An 18,117-nucleotide genomic window follows, 5' to 3' on the forward strand; every position below is an offset into this window, starting at 1 on the left:
GGGCGCCCGGCGGACGAATTCTTCCGCCCGGCGAAGGGAGCCCTTGGCGAAGCGGGGGACGATGCAATAAAGCGATACGATGCGTATTCTCTATCATCTTCCGCTGTCGCCCGCATGCCGCAAGGTCCGCCTTGTGCTGGGCGAAAAGCGCCTGCCGTTCGAATTGATGATGGAACGGGTGTGGGAGCGTCGCCCCGATTATCTGGCCGCCAATCCGGCGGGGACCGTGCCGCTGCTGGTCGAGGAAAACGGGCTGTCGATCCCCAATTCGTCAGTCATCTGCGAGTATCTGGAGGAAGCCTATCCCGACACCCCGCTGCTGGGCCGCACCCTGGCCGAACGGGTCGAGGTCCGCCGGCTGGTCGCCTGGTTCGACGAGAAATTCGCCACCGAGGTCACGCAGAACCTGCTGCATGAAAAGGTGATGAAGCGGATTTCCGGCCGGGGCAACCCCGACGGCAACGCCCTGCGCGCGGGATACGCCAATATCCGCTATCACCTGTCCTATATCGACTGGCTGGCGGAGACGCGCAAATGGCTGGCCGGCGGGTCGCTGTCGCTGGCCGATTTCGCGGCGGCGGCGCATTTCTCGTCGCTGGATTTCATCAATGACGTCGATTGGTCCAAGGCCCCGGCGGCCAAGGACTGGTACGCGCGCATCAAGTCCCGGCCCTGCTTCCGGTCGTTGCTGAACGACCGGGTGACGGGGATCGTGCCGCCGGATCATTACGCCGACCTCGATTTCTGAGCGGCCGATGACCCGACCGATGGAGAGCGACGTCATCGTCCTGGGCGCCGGGGCGGCGGGGCTGATGGCGGCGCTGACGGCCGGCCAGCGCGGGCGGCGCGTCACTGTGCTGGACCACGCGGCCGAGGCCGGGCGCAAGATCCTGATTTCCGGCGGCGGACGCTGCAACTTCACCAACCGCGATACCGATGCCGGATGTTTCCTGTCCGGCAACCCGCATTTCGCGAAATCCGCGCTGGCCCGTTTCCGGCCCGCCGACATCCTGGCCCTGGTCGAACGCCATGGCATCGCCTGGCATGAAAAGACGCTGGGCCAGCTGTTCTGCGACGGGTCGGCGCGGGCCGTCGTGGATCTGCTGCGCGCGGAATGCGACGCCGGTGCGGTGGACCTGCGCCTGTCGCACCGCATCACCGGGGTGACGAAGGCCGATCGCTTCACCGTCGCGACCGATCGCGGGACGTTCAGCGCCCCGGCGCTGGTGCTGGCGACGGGCGGGCTGTCGATCCCGAAAATGGGGGCGACCGGCCTGTCCCACGATATCGCGCGGCAGTTCGGCCTGCGCGTGACGCCGACGGCCCCGGCGCTGGTGCCGCTGACCTTCGATGCCGCGACCGGCGCGTGGATGCGCGATCTGGCCGGGGTGTCGGTGGAGGTCGAGGCCCGATGCGGCCGGGCCCGCTTCCGCGAGGCCCTGCTGTTCACCCATCGCGGCCTGTCCGGCCCGGCCATCCTGCAGGCGTCGTCGTACTGGCAGGCGGGCGGGGAATTGTCCCTGGACCTGCTGCCCGGACGCGACGCGGCGGCGCTGCTGCGCGCGGCCAAGCGGCAGCGGCCGAGGGTGGCGGGGCAGACCATGCTGGGTGGCCTGCTGCCGCAACGCCTTGCACAGATGCTGGCGGCGCACCACCTGCCTGACGGCCCGGTCGGCGAGATGCCGGATGTGGTGCTGAACCGTCTGGGCCAGCTTCTGTCGCGCTGGGTCCTGACTCCCACGGGGACCGAGGGGTACGCCAAGGCCGAGGTCACGCGCGGCGGGATCGACACCCGGGACCTGTCCTCGGCGACGATGGAGGCGCGGGGGGTACCGGGCCTCTATGCGGTGGGCGAGGCCGTGGATGTGACGGGATGGCTGGGCGGCTACAATTTCCAGTGGGCCTGGGCCAGCGGTCATGCGGCCGGACGGGCGCTGGCGGAGCCGGGCTGACGGACCGGGGCTGACGACCGGGTCGCAACAGGGCCGGGCAACGGATACGGAAAGGACACGCCATGTCGATCAACGAAACGGATCGCGTCGCCCTGGTCACGGGGGCCGTGCGGGGAATCGGGTTGGAAACCGCGCGGCAACTGGGTCGATTGGGCATCCATGTGCTGGTCGCCGGCCGCAAGGCGGGCCAGGCGCAGGAGGTTGCGGCGCAACTGCGCGCCGAGGGCCTGCCGGCCGAGGGCGTCCAACTGGATATCGTGGAGGACGCCCAGCAGATCGCCCTCCGGGACTATATCGCGGCGACCTTCGGCAGGCTGGACATCCTGGTGAACAACGCCGGCATCCTGCTGGACAGGGGCGCGGACGGCGCGGTGCCGCCGCCCTCGGCGACCCCGATGGCGGTGCTGCGCGGAACGTTCGATGTCAATGTGTTCGCCACCGTGCAGCTCACGCAGACCCTGCTGCCGCTGATTCTGAAGGCGCCGGCCGGGCGGATCGTGAACCTGTCCAGCATCCTGGGGTCGCTGGCCCTGCACAGCGACCCGGAGTCGCCGATCTACGGCAAGCTGACCCTGGCCTATGACATGTCCAAGACCGCGCTGAACGCCTTTACGGTGCATCTGGCGCATGAGTTGCGGGACACGGCGGTGAAGGTCAATTCCGCACATCCGGGCTGGGTCCGGACCGGCATGGGGGGCGAGCAGGCGCCGCTGGACGTCGCCGAGGGCGCATGGACCAGCGTCCGCCTGGCGACCCTGCCCGGCGATGGGCCGACGGGCGGCTTCTTCCATCTGGACCAGACGCTGCCCTGGTAGGCAACCGGGCGGACCGTCCGGCCGTTCCTTTTTCACCGGTATCGGGAAGGAGGTCATCATGGGCCAACATCGGGCATGGCGCCGCGCGGCGGCGCTGCTGCTGATCGGCGGGCTGGCCGTCCTGCCCGCGGGGTGCCAGGGCGTGGCCGAGGCGTACCAGCCGCCGCCCGGCCCGGTGGCGGGGTACGGCTATAGCTGCCACGCCGGGGTATATACCTGCCGCCTGCCGTACCAGGCGCCCCTGGGCGCGCCGTGCAGTTGCCCCGGCCTGGGCGCGCCCTCGTACGGAAACGTGCATTAGCGCATCCGGATTTTCCGTCGGGGCGGCCGGCATGGTATCTGACGGGCGTCACAGGAGACGGGTGGGCGCAAGAGCATGGCAGGCAGGCACGAGAACGCGGGCGGCGGAGATCTGTTCGGCGATCCCGCGCCGGTGACGCGCACGACCGGCCCTGCGCCGCATCGCCGCGCCGGGGCCGCCCCGGCACGCACCCAGCCCCTGGCCGACCGGCTGCGTCCGGCGTCGCTGGACGACGTGGTCGGGCAGGACCATCTGCTGGGTCCCGACGGGGCATTGCGCCGGATGCTGGAACGCGGGTCGCTGGCCAGCCTGATCCTGTGGGGCGGCCCCGGCGTGGGCAAGACGACCATCGCGCGCCTGCTGGCCGATGCGGCGGGGCTGCGCTTCATGCAGTTGTCGGCCGTCTTCTCGGGCGTCGCGGACCTGAAACGCGCGTTCGACGACGCCCGCCGCCTGGCCGAGAGCGGCAAGGGGACGCTGCTGTTCGTCGACGAGATCCATCGCTTCAACCGCGCGCAGCAGGACGGCTTCCTGCCGGTGGTCGAGGACGGGACCGTGGTGCTGGTCGGCGCGACCACCGAAAATCCGTCTTTCGCGCTGAACGGCGCGCTGCTGTCGCGCTGCCAGGTGCTGGTGCTGCGGCGGCTGGACGACCCGGCGCTGGAACGCCTGCTGGCCCGGGCCGAGGCCGAGACCGGGCGAACCCTGCCGCTGACCCCCGACGGCAGGGCGACCCTGCGCGCCATGGCCGACGGGGACGGGCGCTACCTGCTGAACATGGTCGAACAGGTGCTGGCGGTACGCGCCGACCAGCCGCTGGACGCGCAGGGCCTGTCCGGCCTGCTGGCCCGCCGCGCCGTCCTGTACGACAAGGACCGCGAGGAACATTACAACCTGATTTCCGCGCTGCATAAATCGCTGCGCGGATCGGACCCGGACGCCGCGCTGTACTGGTTCGCGCGGATGCTGGAAGGGGGCGAGGACCCGCGCTACATCGCCCGCCGCCTGACCCGCTTCGCCGCCGAGGACGTGGGCATGGCCGACCCGCAGGCGCTGCCGCTGGCCGTCGCGGCGTGGGAGACGTACGAACGGCTGGGCTCGCCCGAGGGCGAGCTGGCGCTGGCGCAACTGGTGGTCCATCTGGGGACGGCGCCGAAATCGAACGCCGTCTACACCGCCTACAAGGCGGCGCGGCGGCTGGCGAAATCGACCGGCAGCCTGATGCCCCCGGCCCATATCCTCAACGCGCCGACAGGCCTGATGAAGGACCTGGGCTACGGCCGGGGATATGAGTACGACCACGATTCGGACGAGGGATTTTCGGGCCAGAACTACTTTCCGGACGGCATGCGGCGCGAGGCGCTCTATCGTCCGACCGACCGGGGATATGAACGCGACATCGCGCGACGGCTGGACAGTTGGGCCAGACTGCGGGAAAGCCGTCGGTCATGAGTGTTGTGACCCTGACCGTCAGCGAGGACGAGGCCGATATCCGCCTCGACCGCTGGTTCCGCCGCCATTATCCCCACCTGACGCAGGGCGCCCTGCAGAAGCTGTGCCGTACCGGCCAGGTACGGGTGGACGGCAAGCGCGCCGAGACCTCGACCCGCCTGGCCCCCGGGCAGGCGGTGCGCGTGCCCCCCATTCCCGACGCCAGCCGCCCGGCACCCCCGCCGCGCAAGGCGCTGGACGAACGCCTGCTGCGCGAGATCCGCGGCATGGTCATCTATACCGACGACCAGGTGATCGTCCTGAACAAGCCCGCCGGCCTGCCGGTGCAGGGCGGGCCGGGCATCACCCACCATGTCGACGCCATGCTGGACGGGCTGAAGACGCACGACGACGATCCGCGCCCCCGGCTGGTGCATCGGATCGACCGCGACACGTCGGGGTTGCTGCTGCTGGCGCGGACGCCCGGCGTGGCGGCGAAGCTGGCCGCCGCGTTCCGGGGCCGCGATGTGAAGAAGACCTACTGGGCGGTCGTCGTCGGACGGCCGTCCCCGGCATCGGGGGTGATCGACCAGCCGTTGGCCCGGCTGGGGGTGGGGCCCGGCGCGCTGACCGTCGTGGCGTCGCGCAAGGACGAGGACGCGGCCCACGCCCTGTCGGAATACGAGGTGCTGGACGCCGCCGGGCGCAAGCTGTCCTGGCTGGGCCTGTCGCCGCTGACCGGCCGCACGCATCAGTTGCGCGTGCATTGCGAGGCCCTGGGGACGCCGATCCTGGGCGATCCGAAATATGGCGGCGATGCCGCCCATCCCGAGGGATTCGTCGACCGGCTGCATCTGCACGCCCGCACGCTCGACCTGCCGCATCCGGCGGGGGGGCGTCTGGTCGTGTCGGCCGAACTGCCGGCCCATATGCGCGAGACGTTCCGGCAACTGGGATTCAGCGCGGGCGCCACCGCGTCGCCCCGGCGGACCTGACAGCAACCGAGGCCCTGGACCAGAGGCCGGCGGCCGTTGGCAGGCCGCCGAAAATTGGCATCATGGAGAGTACGGCATGACACGCACCGGGCGGGGACGGAAATGGCTGCTGCTGTCGGGGGCGGCGCTGGTGGTCGTGGCCGGCGGCGCGGCGCTGGCGGCGCGGGTGCTGGTCGATCCCGAGGCGTTGCGGCAGCAGGCGATCGTGGCGGTGCGGCACCAGACCGGGCGCACCCTGCGGCTGGGCGCGATCGACGTGCGGATCATGCCCTATCCTTCGGTCTCGATCCGCGATTTCGGCCTGTCCGACATGGCGGGCGGCGCGCGGGCCGAAATGCTGACCGCCGCCGGGCTGGACGCGCGCGTGGCGCTGCTGCCGCTGCTGCATCATGAAATCCGGCTGGAGGATGTGCGCCTGACCCGTCCGGACCTGCTGGTCGAGCGCACGGCGGACGGGCGCGCCAACTGGCAGATGACGCCCGAACCGGACGACAGGCCGTCGGGGCCGGCCGGGTCGTCGTCCTCCACCCGCTGGCGGGTGCGGATCGGCAGCGTGCGCGTCCAGGACGCGGTGCTGGCCTGGGACGACCGGCAGGGCCATGCCACGGGCAAGGCCGCGCTGGACCATGTCGTGCTTGACGGGCTGACGGGCGGCGCCCCGTCCTTCGACGTGCTGGGCCATCGCGCGGGCGACGGCGGCGCCTCCTTCACCCTGGCGGGGCATGTCGGCGCACTGGCGTCGATACAGGCGGGAGGGCAGGCCGGGGGCGCCTGGCCCGTCCATCTGGCGGCGGCGGCCCTGGCCGACGGCAGGACGACGGGGTCGCTCACCGTGGAGGGCACCCTGGCCGACCCGGCGCGGCTGCGCGGATACGATGTCGCGGTCCAGGCGGCTGTGGGGCGACTGGCCGATCTGGACCGGCTGTTTCCCCATGCCGCCCTGCCGGATATCCGCGATATCGCTCTTGCCGCGCAGGTTGCCGACATGGCGTCGGGCGATGGCCCGTCGGTTCCCGGCCTGCGTATGCTGCGCCTGCGGACGGGGCCGGCCGATGCCCGGCAGCTCGCAGCCGGGTTGCGGCTTGCCCATCTGGCGGTCGATGCCCCGACCCCGGCCGACCATATCGCGGTGCAGGCCGATGGCGCCCTGGGCGAGCGTGCGTTCAAGCTGCACGGCACGCTGGGCACCTTGTCCGAAACGCTGGGTGCGTGGCGCAGCCGCATGGCCACGGGCATGCCGGTCGATATCGTGCTGGATGCGGATGGCGGCACCGCGCAACTGGGCGGCAGCCTCGGCGGTGGGCAGTCCGCCCTGGATATCCACGCCACGGCGGACCATCTGGCGCTGCCGGGCGATCAGGTGCTGGATCGCCTGACGGCCGACGCCCATGTGGCGATGCAGGGCGGCGAGACCGTCCAGATGTCCGGCCTGCGGCTGGATGCCGCCCAACTGGCGCTGTCGGGCGAGGCGCAATGGACGAAGCATGGCGGCACGGGGGGCGTGCCCCTGCTGAGCGGACGCCTGCATGCCGACCGGCTGGATTTCGACGCCCTGCGGGGGGCGCCGCACCCGACGCCGGCGCCCGCCGTGCCCGCCGGGCCGGCCGCACCCGCCCCGCCATCCGACACCATGCCGGCGGCGACGGCGCCGGACGATGCAATCCTGCCGTTCGAGCGCCTGCGCCGACTGGATGCCGATCTGGACCTTTCGGCCGCGCAGGTGCGGCTGGGCGGAGAGAATTATCGCGATGCGCTGGCCCATGTGGTCCTGCAAGGCGGGCGGCTGGTCATCGACCCGTTGCGGGCCGAAGGGACGGATCGTCACCTGAACGGCCGGCTGAGCATCGACGCATCGGGCGATGTGCCCCGCCTGTCCGCCACGCTGGGCTCGCTGGTGCTGCCGGCCGAATGGGCGGCCCCGCGCGTGGGCATTCCCCAGATCCTGCGCGGGCCGGTGCAACTGGTGGGCACGCTGGAGGCGCAGGGACGCACGCGGGGCGGGTTGCGGGCATCCCTGGCCGGGCACCTGGGCCTGTCGCTGGTCAATGGCGCCATCGACGGCGCGGCGCTCGGGCGGCTGGTGGGGCCGGCGGCGGCCGGGGACGGGGCATCGGCCGGGCTGCGCTGCCTGGGGGTCCATATGGCGCTGGGCGGCGGCCGCGCGGCGCTGGATACCATCGGGTTGCAGACCTATCGCCTGTCGGTGACGGGGCATGGCACGGTCGGGCTGGCCGGGCAGGAGCTGGATCTGCACCTGCTGCCGCAATTGCTGATCGGTTCGACGGGGGCGGCGATGCCGGTCGCGGTGGGCGGGACGTTGCAGGCCCCGCACCCGCGACTGGACCCGGCCGGGCCGGGCGGGCGGTTCAGCCTGACCCTCGGTCCGTCCGCCGGCATTGCCGACCCCTGCCCGGCGGCCTTGCAGGCGGCGCGGGAAGGGCAGCCGGGTCCCGCACCCGGTGCGGCACCGAAGGTGCGCGCGCCCAAGGCCCTCGATTTCCTGCGTGGCCTGGGGATTCTGCGATGAGCACAGCGACGGACAACGGCGCGGCGGGCCGTCGCCGGTTCTGGACCGATGCCCAGGCCGTGGTGCTGGAGGATGGATTCGGCGTCCGGCTGGACGGCCGGCCGGTCCGCCTGCCCGGCGGGACGGAACTGCGTGTGGGCAGCCACGCGCTGGCCCGTGCGCTGGCCGACGAATGGCGGCTGGCCGGCGGCGGGAAGGGGGGGCTGTTCACTCCCGCCGACCTGCCCCTGACGCGAATCGCCGGCACGATGCTGGAGCGGATTGCGCCCGACCGGTCGGAAACCGTGAAGACCCTCGCGGGTTATGCAGAAGGCGAGCTGCTCTGCTATCGCGCGCGGTCGCCGTCCCTGCTGGTCGAACGCCAGCGGGCGGAATGGGATCCGTGGCTGGAGTGGCTGCGCGCGCGGCACGGGATTGTCCTGCGCGTGACCGAGGGCGTGATGCCGGTCAGCCAGCCGGCCGAGGCCTTGGCCGCCCTGGGGGCGGTGCTGCAATCGGTTCCGGACGGCGCCCTGGCGGCATTGGGGGTTGCGGTGCCGGCGCTGGGCAGCCTGGTGCTGGGCCTGGCGCTGGCCGAGGGGGCATTGAGCGGCGAACAGGCCGCCGCCTGCGCCACGCTGGACGAGCGGACGCAGATGGAGTTGTGGGGCCACGACGCCCAGCAGGCCGCGCGCCTGGCGGCGCTGGGCCGCGACGTGGAGGAGGCGGCCCAGTTTCTACGGTTGTTGCAGGAGGGCGGAATGACGGGTGCGTGAGGCCCGCGCAGTCATTGATCCGCCACAAATGGCCGGCAGGTTCAGTTTTGCGTTCCGATACGGAGCCGAACACTTCGTTACAGAAGGTCGGTGTAGAGGAATGTCAGGGAGACATCACCGGCTAAGGCAGGAGCACATCATGGCCTCGATCGACTGGCGTCCGATATCCGAAACGTCCGGCTTCGTCGAAACCGGTGTGGCTGCACGCTCGTCGGGGCACCGGCTGCGGCGGCGGGTGGCCCATGTGGTCGCGACCTGCGCGATGGGGGCCTGGGTGCTGCTGGCGGTGGTGCCGGTCGTGGTCGTCATCATGGCGATCGGCTGAGAGGCTGGTTTAAAAGCCGGTATGCCGGCGATCCGACGCGCGTTTCCTGCGCGCTGGTGCTCACGGCCATCAAGGTCGCTCCGCTCCAGTGCTCGGAAACACACGCCGGGCGTGCCGCTTCGCGGCACTCTCGCTCGGCAGACCAACTTCTAAACCAGCCTCCGATCGCCCCGTTCAAGGCGGGGGCCAGGCTCAGGGAACCAGGACGGTAGCGCTGGCCGTGCAGGCGATGCCTTCCTCGCGCCCGGTGAAGCCCAGGCGCTCGGACGTCGTCGCCTTGACCGAGATCCGGTCGATCCCGACCTGCAGCAGGTCGGCCAGGCGCTGGCGCATCGCTTCGGAATGCGGGCCGATCTTGGGCCGTTCGCAGATCAGCGTGACGTCGGCATTGACCAGCATGCCCCCGCGCGCGCGGATGCGTTCGCCGGCATGGACCAGGAAGCGCGCGCTGTCGGCGTCCTTCCATTCATTCTGGCTGGGCGGGAAATGGCGGCCGATGTCGCCTTCGGCCAGCGCGCCGTAGATTGCGTCGCACAGGGCATGGATGCCCACGTCCGCGTCGGAATGACCGGCCAGGCCGCGATCGTGCGGCACGGTGATCCCGCACAGGATCAGCGGACGGTTCTCGGCAAAGGCGTGGACATCGTAGCCGATCCCGGTGCGCGGCAGCAGTGTCGGGCCGATCAGGCGTTCCAGGCGCACGAGATCCTCCTCGTAAGTCAGCTTGATATTGTCTTCCGCCCCGGCGACCAGCGCCACGTCGTGCCCGGCGGCCTCCAGCAGGGCGGCATCGTCGGTCGCATCCGTCGTGGCGGCGCCCCGGTGCAGGTCGCGCAGCAGGGCGAAACGGAATCCCTGGGGCGTCTGGGCACGGTACAGGTCGTCGCGCGGCACGGTGCCGGCGATGACGCCGTGGTGCCCGCGCTTGATGGTGTCGGCGACCGGCACGGCGGGAATGGCGCCGGGGTGCCGCGCCAGGGCCGCGATCACGCCCTGGGTCACTTCGGCCGGGACATAGGGGCGGGCGCCGTCATGGATCAGGACGATATCCGGGCGTTCGGCGGCCGGCAGGCGGTCCAGCGCCTCCAGCCCCGCGCGCACGCTGTCCTGCCGGCTCGCGCCGCCGGGGACGGCGGGCAGGACGTCCAGCCCGGCCAGGGCTTCGGCCAGTGACGCGGCGTCGCCCACCGGTTGAAGCAGGTCGACATGCGGGACAAGGGCGTCCGCCGCGTGGCGGATGATGGGCCGGCCGCCGAGCGTCAGATACTGCTTGGCGACTGGGGATGCCGTCGTGGCGCTGTAACGGCGGCCCGCGCCCGCGGCAAGAAGGATGGCTGCAACACGCATGGCCGGAGGAATGCGGCGCGCGCACCCCGGCGTCAAGCGCCAGAACGCCGCCGGTTTCCCGAATTCTTCATTTTCGAACGGGCCGCGGGGCAGCCATCGCGATTGCGTGACGGCGAAAGACTGTATATTCTGCTTAAATTCTATGCATCTATGCTGGATTTTCGCTCATCCCGGTTCGCCGGGCTCGAAAACCGACGATCCGAAACGGAAGTAATGCCGAGCATGTCGCCAGAGTTGTTGCGTCCTGTCGATCTGGGTGGAGGGGTGGTGCTGCGTACCCCGGTCATCCTCGCCCCGATGTCCGGGGTGACGGACCTGCCGTTCCGCCGCCTGGCGCGCCGGCTGGGCGCGGGCCTGGTGGTGTCGGAAATGATCGCGTCCTGGGCGATGGTCCGCGAAAACCAGGCGACCCTGCGTATGGCCGAGGTTGCCGATGACGGCCCGAACGCGGTGCAGCTGGCGGGGTGCGAGCCCGAGGCGATGGCCCAGGCGGCGCGGATCGCCGTCGATCGGGGCGCCGACATGATCGACATCAATTTCGGCTGCCCGGTGAAGAAGGTGGCCGTGGGCCAGCAGGCCGGGTCCGCCCTGATGCGTGACGAGGTGCTGGCGGGCCGCCTGCTGGAGGCCGTGGTGCGCGCGGTGGACGTGCCCGTCACGCTGAAGATGCGGATGGGGTGGGACCATGCCAGCCTGAACGCCCCCGTCCTGGCCCGCATCGCGCAGGAGACGGGCATCCGCATGATTACCGTCCATGGCCGCACGCGCCAGCAATTCTACAACGGCACGGCGGACTGGGCGTTCGTCCGGCGGGTGAAGGAGGCCGTGTCGCTGCCGGTCATCGTCAACGGCGATATCCTGACGGTGGACGACGCGCGGCGGGCCCTGGCGCTGTCGGGCGCCGACGGGGTGATGATCGGTCGCGGCTGCTACGGCCGGCCATGGTTCCTGGCGCAGGTCGGGCGGGCGCTGACCACCGGGGAGATGGTGCCCGACCCCGACCTGGTGACGGAAAAGGCGATCGTCCTGGAGCATTACAACCTGATGCTGACGCATTTCGGCGTCCATCCGGGGCTGCGCCTGGCCCGCAAGCATATATCCTGGTATTCCGCCGGCCTGCCTGACTCGGCCGGTTTCCGCGCCGCCATCAACCGGGTGGATACGGTCGATGCGGCAATCGGCATGATCGACGCGTTCTATGATCGGCAGATCGCCGCCGGTTCGGTGCGCGAGCGGCGCGGCGCGGCGGCGGGCGGCCAGGAGGCCGCCGTGGCGGCGTGAGCACCATGGTCCTGCATCGCGATGACGACACGCCCGCCCCGGCGTCGCCGGCGGGCACGCCGGACGGGGTGGCGTTGCTGGACGCCCTGCCGATGCCGGTCGTCCTGGTCGGGCCGGGTCATCGCATCCGCTATGTCAACAGCGCGGCCGAACCGTTTTTCGGCGTGTCCAGCCCGCATCTGGTGCAGATGCGCCTGACGGACCTGCTGGCCGGCGATCATCCGGTCTTCCTTCTGGTCGAACAGGTCCTGCGCGACGGCGTGACCATCGCCGAGCATGAGCTGATGCTGGAAGGCCCCCGGCTGCGCCGCACGGGCATCACCGTGCAGGGGACGCTGGTGACGGAGGAGCCGGAATCCGTCCTGCTGACCTTCCACGATTCGTCGGCCGCCCGGACGCTGGACCGGCAACTGACGTTCCGCTCGGCCGCGCGCAGCGTGTCCGGCATGGCGGCGATCCTGGCGCATGAGGTGAAGAACCCGCTGTCCGGCATCCGGGGGGCCGCGCAGTTGCTGGAAAGCTCGGTCGGGGAGAACGATCGGGAACTGGCGGTCCTGATCCGCGACGAGGCCGACCGGATCCGCGATCTGGTCGAACGGATGGAAATATTCAGCGACAAGCCGATCGAACGTCGGCCGGTGAACATCCATCGCGTGCTCGAGCGGGTCCGCCTGCTGGCGCAGCAGGGCTTCGCCGCCAATATCCGCATCGTCGAGGAGTACGATCCCTCGCTGCCGCCGGTCTGGGGCAATCGGGACCAACTGGTCCAGGTGCTGCTGAACCTGCTCAAGAACGCGGCCGAGGCCATCGAATCGGAAGGCGAGGGGGGGACGATCACCCTGGGCACCAGCTATCGCCATGGGGTCCGCCTGGCGGTGCCGGGCATGGAACAGCGGGTGGAACTGCCGCTGGTGGTGTCGGTGCGCGATAGCGGACCGGGTATTCCCGACAGCATCCGCCCCCATCTGTTCGAGCCGTTCCTGACGACCAAGGCCAGCGGCAGCGGCCTGGGGCTGGCCCTGGCGGGCAAGATCATCGGCGACCATGGCGGCGTGATCGAAATCGACAGCCAGCCGGGCCGGACCGAGGTGCTGCTGCACCTGCCGGTGGTGGCCGAGGGAAAAGATACGACCTGAAACCGATCCGGGCCTTCCTATCCCCCGTTCCCGGGCGGGGACCCATCCGCCGGCGCATGCCCCCGTCCCGGCCGTTTCGACGCAAGAGATTGAACCCCGTATGCCCCTGCCGACCGTTCTCGTCGCCGATGACGACCGTTCCATCCGCACCGTCCTGAGCCAGGCGCTGGGACGCGCGGGGTATCAGGTGCGTACCACCGCCAATGCGGCGACCCTGTGGCAGTGGGTGGAGGAAGGCGAGGGCGACCTGGTCATCACCGACGTCGTCATGCCCGACGAGAACGGGCTGGACCTGATCCCGCGGATCAAGCGGGCGCGGCCGGACCTGCGCGTCGTGGTCATGAGCGCGCAATCCACGCTGATGACCGCGGTCAAGGCGACGCAGCGGGGGGCGTTCGAGTACCTGCCCAAGCCCTTCGACCTGAAGGAACTGCTGTCGGTGGTCGAGCGCGCCCTGGCGTCGCCGGCCAGCGCGCTGCCCGAGGCCGCGCAGCCGGACGGGGACGAGCGGATGCCGCTGATCGGGCGGTCCATGGCGATGCAGGATATCTACCGGATCATCGCCCGGCTGACGACGTCCGACCTGACGGTCATGATTAATGGCGAAAGCGGCACCGGCAAGGAACTGGTGGCCCGTGCGCTGCACGATTACGGGCGGCGGCGCGGCGGCCCGTTCGTGGCCGTCAACATGGCCGCGATCCCGCGCGAACTGATCGAGAGCGAACTGTTCGGCCACGAACGCGGGGCCTTCACCGGCGCCACCAGCCGCACCCCCGGCCGGTTCGAGCAGGCGGCCGGCGGCAGCCTGTTCCTGGACGAGATCGGGGACATGCCGCCCGAGGCCCAGACGCGCCTGCTGCGTGTCTTGCAGGAAGGCGAATTCACGACCGTCGGCGGCCGCCAGCCGATCCGCGCGAATGTCCGCATCATCGCCGCCACGCATCGCGACCTGCGCCAGGCGATCCGCGCCGGCACGTTCCGCGAGGATCTGTTCTATCGCCTGAACGTGGTGCCGATCCGCCTGCCGCCCCTGCGCGAACGCACCGAGGACATTCCCCTGCTGGCGCGGCATTTCCTCGACCGCTGCCGCGAGGACGGGCTGCCGGCCAAGCTGCTGTCGGATGGCGCGGCGGAACGCCTGCAGGCCAGCCGCTGGCCGGGCAACGTGCGCGAGCTGGAAAATCTGATGCGCCGGCTGGCGGCGCTGTATCCGCAGGAAACGATCACGGCGGAACTGGTCGATACCGAACTGGCCGAGACCCTGCACGAATCGCCCGGCGAACAGCCCGAATCGCTGGCGCAGGAACCGCTGGCCGACGCGGTGGCCCGCCATATCCGGCATTTCCTGGCCTCGGGCCAGGATGGCATGCCCCTGCACGACATCTATGACCGCGTGATCGCCGAGGTCGAGCGGCCGCTGATCCAGATGACGCTGGCGGCGACCAGGGGCAACCAGATCAAGGCCGCGGCGATGCTGGGCCTGAATCGCAACACGCTACGCAAGAAGATCCGGGATCTGGACATTCCGGTGGTGCGTGGGGTCAGCTAGCGTCCATGAGGGCGAGGAAACTTCTGCCGCGCTGGCGCACCCCTGGCCGGCCGGCCGGGCCGATGCAGAGGCTGGTGGACATGCTGGCGCGCCGCGACGTGGCGATCATGCTGGTGGCGCTGGCGCTGTGCCTGGGGGTCGCGACCTTCGTCGTCCTGTCCGGCGGCATGTCGCTGACGCATTACCCGCGCGTGCAGGCGCTGATTTTCCTGCTGAATTTCCTGGTCCTGCTGCTGCTGGCGCTGGCGCTGGCCGAACGTGTCGGCCGGGTGCTGGCCGAACGGCGCAGGGGCCTGGCCGGGGCACGGCTGCATGTCCGCCTGGTGACGCTGTTCGGCATCGTGGCGGTTGCGCCGACCATCGTGGTGGGCACGTTCGCCGCCGTCTTCTTCCATTACGGCATCCAGATCTGGTTCAGCGACCGGGTGAACACCGCGCTGAACGAGGCGTTGCAGGCCTCGCACGGCTATCTGCAGGAGCATAACGCCAATATCCGGACCGAGGCATTCTCGCTCGCCAACTATCTGGCCGGGGCGCAGAACAGCCTGTCGGCCTCCGGGTCCGACCTGATGCATGACCCCGAGGCGCTGGACCAGATCCTCGATTCCCAGGCGACCCTGCGCGGCCTGGACGAGGCGGTGATCTACGATCCGCTGACGCATACCGTCGTGGCGTCGGGCGGGTTGATGAGCCGCACGGGCAACATGCAGGCGCTGCCGCCGCCGTCGGCGACGATGATGGCGCGCACCAACGAGATCGCGATTCTCGATTCGCCGGACGAAAAGACGGTGCGCGCGGTGATCTCGCTGGGCGACACGCCGGCGCTGATGCTGGTGATTACCCGGCCCGTCGATCCGGTCATCCTGGACCATATGCACAAGACGGACCTGGTGGTGGCCGATTACCAGCGGCTGAACCGCAACCGGTCGAAGATCCAGTTCACCTTCGTGCTGATCTTCGCCCTGGTCGCCGTGCTGGTGCTGTCGGCGGCGGTGCTGGTGGGGCTGGTGCTGGCCAACCAGATCGCCCGGCCGCTGGGCCTGCTGATCCTGGCGTCGGAACGCATCAGCGACGGCGACCTGAAGGTGCGCGTGCCCGAGGGCGAGCGCGATGACGAGGTGTCGAGCCTGTCACGGGCCTTCAACCGCATGACCGACCAGCTTGCCAGCCAGCGGTCCGAACTGATGGTGGCCTACAGCCAGATCAACGAGCGCCGCCGCTTCACCGAGGCCGTGCTGTCGGGGGTTTCGGCCGGCGTCATCGGCCTGGACGCCCAGCAGGTGATCGAACTGCCGAATCGCGCGGCGGGCGTCCTGCTGCAGCAGGACCTGGCGGCGGCCGTCGGGCGGCATCTGGTCGATGTCGTGCCGGAATTCGGCCCGATGCTGGACGAGACCGCCCGCGCCCCCGACCGCGTCTGGACCGGCGAGGTCCAGGTGGGCACGGGCGCGCGGACCTGCACCCTGCTGGTCCGGATCGGGGCCGAGGCGCGGGGCGCCTCGCCCGACGGCTATGTCGTGACGTTCGACGACATCACTGCCTTGCAGGCGGCGCAGCGCAAGGCGGCCTGGGCCGATGTCGCCCGTCGCATCGCGCACGAGATCAAGAACCCCCTGACCCCTATCCAGCTTGCCGCCGAGCGCCTGAAGCGGCGCTTCCTGCGCGAAATCACGTCCGACCCGGAAACCTTCGCCCAGTGCGCGGACACCATCGTGCGCCATGTCGGCGATATCGGGCGGATGGTGGACGAATTTTCCGCCTTCGCGCGGATGCCGCAGCCGATCATCCGCCCCGAGGATCTGTCGCGAATCGTGCGCGAGGCCCTGATCCTGCAACGCGCCGCCCACCCCGAGATCCGCTACGAGACCGAACTGCCGAATCACGGGCCGGTGGTTTCGTGCGACCGGCGCCTGGTCGGCCAGGCCCTGACCAATTTGTTGCAGAATGCGGCCGATGCCATTGCAATGGTTCCAAAAGACAGGGATGCTGCGAACGTTCCCGTCGGCCCGACGGGAACTGTCCGGATTGTCTTGCACGTCGATGGAACGGCTGCCCGCCTCGCGATATCCGACGACGGCGTCGGGTTGCCCGAGGAAGATCGGCAGCGACTGACCGAGCCGTATGTGACCCATAAACCGAAAGGAACCGGCCTGGGTCTCGCGATCGTCAAGAAAATTCTGGAAGATCATGGGGGTAGCATCCGTCTGGACGACCGGCCGGACGGTAGGGGAGCGGTTTCGATCTTGATACTGCCTATAAAGGACGACCATGGGGCATGAAATCCTGATCGTCGATGATGAGCCGGATATCCGGCTGCTTATCGAAGGTATTCTTCGGGACGAAGGCTACGAGACCCGTCTGGCGGGGGATTCGGATGCGGCGATCAGCGCGTTCCGGGCCCGCAGGCCCTCCCTGGTCATACTTGATGTCTGGCTGCAGGGGTCGCGGCTGGACGGGCTGGGCATTCTCCAGGCCATCCAGGGGGAAGAGCCGGCGGTCCCCACGATCATGATTTCGGGCCACGGCACGATCGAGACCGCGGTCGCGGCGTTGCAGCACGGCGCCTATGATTTCATCGAAAAGCCGTTCCAGTCCGACCGGCTGCTGCTGGTGGTGCGGCGCGCGCTGGAGGCGTCGCGCCTGGCGCGGGAAAACGCCGAGCTGCGCCTGCGCGCCGGGCCCGAGGCAATGCTGTTCGGCGACAGTTCGGTGATCGCGGGGGTACGCAGCCAGATCGAGCGTGTGGCGCCCAGCGGGTCGCGCGTGCTGATCTCGGGCGCGGCCGGGGCGGGCAAGGAGGTCGCGAGCCGCATGATCCATGCCCGCTCGCGCCGGGCCGAAGGGCCGTTCATCGCGCTGAACTGCGCCACCCTGGCCCCGGGCCGGTTCGAGGAGGAATTGTTCGGGATCGAGGGCGCGGCCGACGGCGCGGGCCGGCGGACCGGCGTGCTGGAGCGCGCGCACGGCGGCACCCTGCTGCTGGACGAGGTCTCGGACATGCCGATCGAGACCCAGGGCAAGATCGTGCGCGCATTGCAGGACCAGAGCTTCGAGCGGGTGGGCGGGTCGTCGCGGGTGAAGGTCGATGTCCGCGTGCTGGCCGCGACGAATCGGGATTTGCAGGAGGCCATCGCCGCCGGCCGCTTCCGCGAGGATCTGTATTATCGCCTGGCGGTGGTGCCGCTGCGCGTTCCCAGCCTGCGGGAACGGCGCGAGGACATCCCGGGCCTGGCGCGCCTGTTCCTGCATCGCGCGGCGGAAAACGCCGGCCTGCCGTTGCGCGAACTGTCGGGCGACGCCATCGCTGCGTTGCAGAGCTACGACTGGCCGGGCAACGCGCGTGAACTGCGTAACCTGATGGAACGGCTGCTGATTATGATGCCGGGCAACGGGTCCGATCCGATCCGGGCCGAGATGCTGCCGCCGTCGGTCGGCCAGGGTGCGCCGGCCTTGCTGAAATTTGATCCGGCCGCCGACGTCATGGGCCTGCCGCTGCGCGAGGCGCGGGATCTGTTCGAAACCCAGTACCTTCAGGCCCAATTGCTGCGTTTCGGGGGAAATATCAGCCGGACGGCGGGGTTTGTCGGGATGGAGCGCAGCGCCCTGCACCGCAAGCTCAAACAGCTTGGCGTGACGTCCGAGGAGCGGGGCGGTGGATGAGGTTTTGCCCCGGGCCTAAGGGCCTGCTAGATAGTGCCCATCA

The 18,117-nt window shown here is 70.0% G+C and carries 15 protein-coding genes; 14 read left to right on the plus strand and 1 reads right to left on the minus strand.

Annotated features, from left to right (window positions below; genetic code table 11):
* Positions 1-79 precede the first annotated feature (79 nt).
* The 9 genes from fzlA to HLH21_RS00235 all read left to right on the plus strand — a co-directional run bounded on the left by fzlA (position 80) and on the right by HLH21_RS00235 (position 9,101).
* Complete coding sequence (gene fzlA, locus HLH21_RS00195; protein WP_182940214.1) at positions 80-748, plus strand: FtsZ-binding protein FzlA; 669 nt, start codon at positions 80-82, stop codon at positions 746-748.
* A 7-nt stretch (positions 749-755) separates the two neighbouring features.
* Positions 756-1,952, plus strand: a complete 1,197-nt coding sequence (locus tag HLH21_RS00200) for a BaiN/RdsA family NAD(P)/FAD-dependent oxidoreductase (RefSeq protein WP_182940215.1) — start codon at positions 756-758, stop codon at positions 1,950-1,952.
* A 62-nt stretch (positions 1,953-2,014) separates the two neighbouring features.
* Complete coding sequence (locus tag HLH21_RS00205; protein ID WP_182940216.1) at positions 2,015-2,767, plus strand: SDR family oxidoreductase; 753 nt, start codon at positions 2,015-2,017, stop codon at positions 2,765-2,767.
* A 58-nt stretch (positions 2,768-2,825) separates the two neighbouring features.
* Positions 2,826-3,068: a hypothetical protein gene (locus HLH21_RS00210; protein WP_182940217.1), complete on the plus strand. Its 243-nt coding sequence runs from the start codon at positions 2,826-2,828 to the stop codon at positions 3,066-3,068.
* A 75-nt stretch (positions 3,069-3,143) separates the two neighbouring features.
* Positions 3,144-4,520, plus strand: coding sequence for a replication-associated recombination protein A (locus HLH21_RS00215; RefSeq protein WP_182940218.1), 1,377 nt, complete (start codon positions 3,144-3,146; stop codon positions 4,518-4,520).
* The gene (locus tag HLH21_RS00220; protein WP_182940219.1) at positions 4,517-5,494 is read left to right on the plus strand and encodes an RluA family pseudouridine synthase; all 978 of its coding nucleotides are present in this window, start codon (positions 4,517-4,519) and stop codon (positions 5,492-5,494) included. The genes HLH21_RS00215 and HLH21_RS00220 overlap by 4 nt, the downstream gene beginning before the upstream one ends.
* 76 nt (positions 5,495-5,570) lie before the next feature.
* Positions 5,571-8,021 (plus strand): AsmA family protein, encoded by a 2,451-nt coding sequence (locus tag HLH21_RS00225; RefSeq protein ID WP_182940220.1) that lies wholly within the window; start codon positions 5,571-5,573, stop codon positions 8,019-8,021.
* Positions 8,018-8,776: an ATP12 family chaperone protein gene (locus HLH21_RS00230; RefSeq protein ID WP_182940221.1), complete on the plus strand. Its 759-nt coding sequence runs from the start codon at positions 8,018-8,020 to the stop codon at positions 8,774-8,776. Before HLH21_RS00225 ends, HLH21_RS00230 begins: the two co-directional genes overlap by 4 nt.
* A gap of 139 nt (positions 8,777-8,915) precedes the next feature.
* Positions 8,916-9,101, plus strand: coding sequence for a hypothetical protein (locus tag HLH21_RS00235; protein ID WP_182940222.1), 186 nt, complete (start codon positions 8,916-8,918; stop codon positions 9,099-9,101).
* A gap of 192 nt (positions 9,102-9,293) precedes the next feature.
* On the opposite strand, the gene ispF is transcribed toward HLH21_RS00235, so the two are convergent.
* A complete protein-coding gene (gene ispF, locus HLH21_RS00240; RefSeq protein WP_182940223.1) occupies positions 9,294-10,448 on the minus strand; it encodes a 2-C-methyl-D-erythritol 2,4-cyclodiphosphate synthase in 1,155 nt (384 codons plus the stop codon).
* A gap of 222 nt (positions 10,449-10,670) precedes the next feature.
* Here ispF and dusB point away from each other — a divergent pair, with 222 nt between their 5' ends.
* From dusB to ntrX, 5 genes are all read left to right on the plus strand, one after another.
* Positions 10,671-11,729 (plus strand): tRNA dihydrouridine synthase DusB, encoded by a 1,059-nt coding sequence (gene dusB, locus HLH21_RS00245; RefSeq protein ID WP_182940224.1) that lies wholly within the window; start codon positions 10,671-10,673, stop codon positions 11,727-11,729.
* Positions 11,730-11,734: 5 nt separating this feature from the next.
* Positions 11,735-12,865: a two-component system sensor histidine kinase NtrB gene (locus HLH21_RS00250; RefSeq protein WP_182940456.1), complete on the plus strand. Its 1,131-nt coding sequence runs from the start codon at positions 11,735-11,737 to the stop codon at positions 12,863-12,865.
* A gap of 100 nt (positions 12,866-12,965) precedes the next feature.
* Positions 12,966-14,414, plus strand: coding sequence for a nitrogen regulation protein NR(I) (ntrC, locus tag HLH21_RS00255; protein ID WP_182940225.1), 1,449 nt, complete (start codon positions 12,966-12,968; stop codon positions 14,412-14,414).
* A 62-nt stretch (positions 14,415-14,476) separates the two neighbouring features.
* The gene (locus HLH21_RS00260; RefSeq protein WP_182940457.1) at positions 14,477-16,693 is read left to right on the plus strand and encodes a sensor histidine kinase NtrY-like; all 2,217 of its coding nucleotides are present in this window, start codon (positions 14,477-14,479) and stop codon (positions 16,691-16,693) included.
* The gene (gene ntrX / locus HLH21_RS00265) at positions 16,683-18,074 is read left to right on the plus strand and encodes a nitrogen assimilation response regulator NtrX (protein ID WP_182940226.1); all 1,392 of its coding nucleotides are present in this window, start codon (positions 16,683-16,685) and stop codon (positions 18,072-18,074) included. Before HLH21_RS00260 ends, ntrX begins: the two co-directional genes overlap by 11 nt.
* Positions 18,075-18,117: the final 43 nt, after the last annotated feature.

Origin of the sequence: Gluconacetobacter johannae (assembly GCF_014174305.1) — a bacterium.
GTDB lineage: Bacteria > Pseudomonadota > Alphaproteobacteria > Acetobacterales > Acetobacteraceae > Gluconacetobacter > Gluconacetobacter johannae.

Bases quoted from the DNA above. Each gene is read 5' to 3' on its own strand.
- fzlA (WP_182940214.1), top strand. From the start codon at position 80: ATGCGTATTCTCTATCATCTTCCGCTGTCGCCCGCATGCCGCAAGGTC.
- HLH21_RS00200 (WP_182940215.1), top strand. From the start codon at position 756: ATGACCCGACCGATGGAGAGCGACGTCATCGTCCTGGGCGCCGGGGCG.
- HLH21_RS00205 (WP_182940216.1), top strand. From the start codon at position 2,015: ATGTCGATCAACGAAACGGATCGCGTCGCCCTGGTCACGGGGGCCGTG.
- HLH21_RS00210 (WP_182940217.1), top strand. From the start codon at position 2,826: ATGGGCCAACATCGGGCATGGCGCCGCGCGGCGGCGCTGCTGCTGATC.
- HLH21_RS00215 (WP_182940218.1), top strand. From the start codon at position 3,144: ATGGCAGGCAGGCACGAGAACGCGGGCGGCGGAGATCTGTTCGGCGAT.
- HLH21_RS00220 (WP_182940219.1), top strand. From the start codon at position 4,517: ATGAGTGTTGTGACCCTGACCGTCAGCGAGGACGAGGCCGATATCCGC.
- HLH21_RS00225 (WP_182940220.1), top strand. From the start codon at position 5,571: ATGACACGCACCGGGCGGGGACGGAAATGGCTGCTGCTGTCGGGGGCG.
- HLH21_RS00230 (WP_182940221.1), top strand. From the start codon at position 8,018: ATGAGCACAGCGACGGACAACGGCGCGGCGGGCCGTCGCCGGTTCTGG.
- HLH21_RS00235 (WP_182940222.1), top strand. From the start codon at position 8,916: ATGGCCTCGATCGACTGGCGTCCGATATCCGAAACGTCCGGCTTCGTC.
- ispF (WP_182940223.1), bottom strand. From the start codon at position 10,448: ATGCGTGTTGCAGCCATCCTTCTTGCCGCGGGCGCGGGCCGCCGTTAC.
- dusB (WP_182940224.1), top strand. From the start codon at position 10,671: ATGTCGCCAGAGTTGTTGCGTCCTGTCGATCTGGGTGGAGGGGTGGTG.
- HLH21_RS00250 (WP_182940456.1), top strand. From the start codon at position 11,735: ATGGTCCTGCATCGCGATGACGACACGCCCGCCCCGGCGTCGCCGGCG.
- ntrC (WP_182940225.1), top strand. From the start codon at position 12,966: ATGCCCCTGCCGACCGTTCTCGTCGCCGATGACGACCGTTCCATCCGC.
- HLH21_RS00260 (WP_182940457.1), top strand. From the start codon at position 14,477: ATGCAGAGGCTGGTGGACATGCTGGCGCGCCGCGACGTGGCGATCATG.
- ntrX (WP_182940226.1), top strand. From the start codon at position 16,683: ATGGGGCATGAAATCCTGATCGTCGATGATGAGCCGGATATCCGGCTG.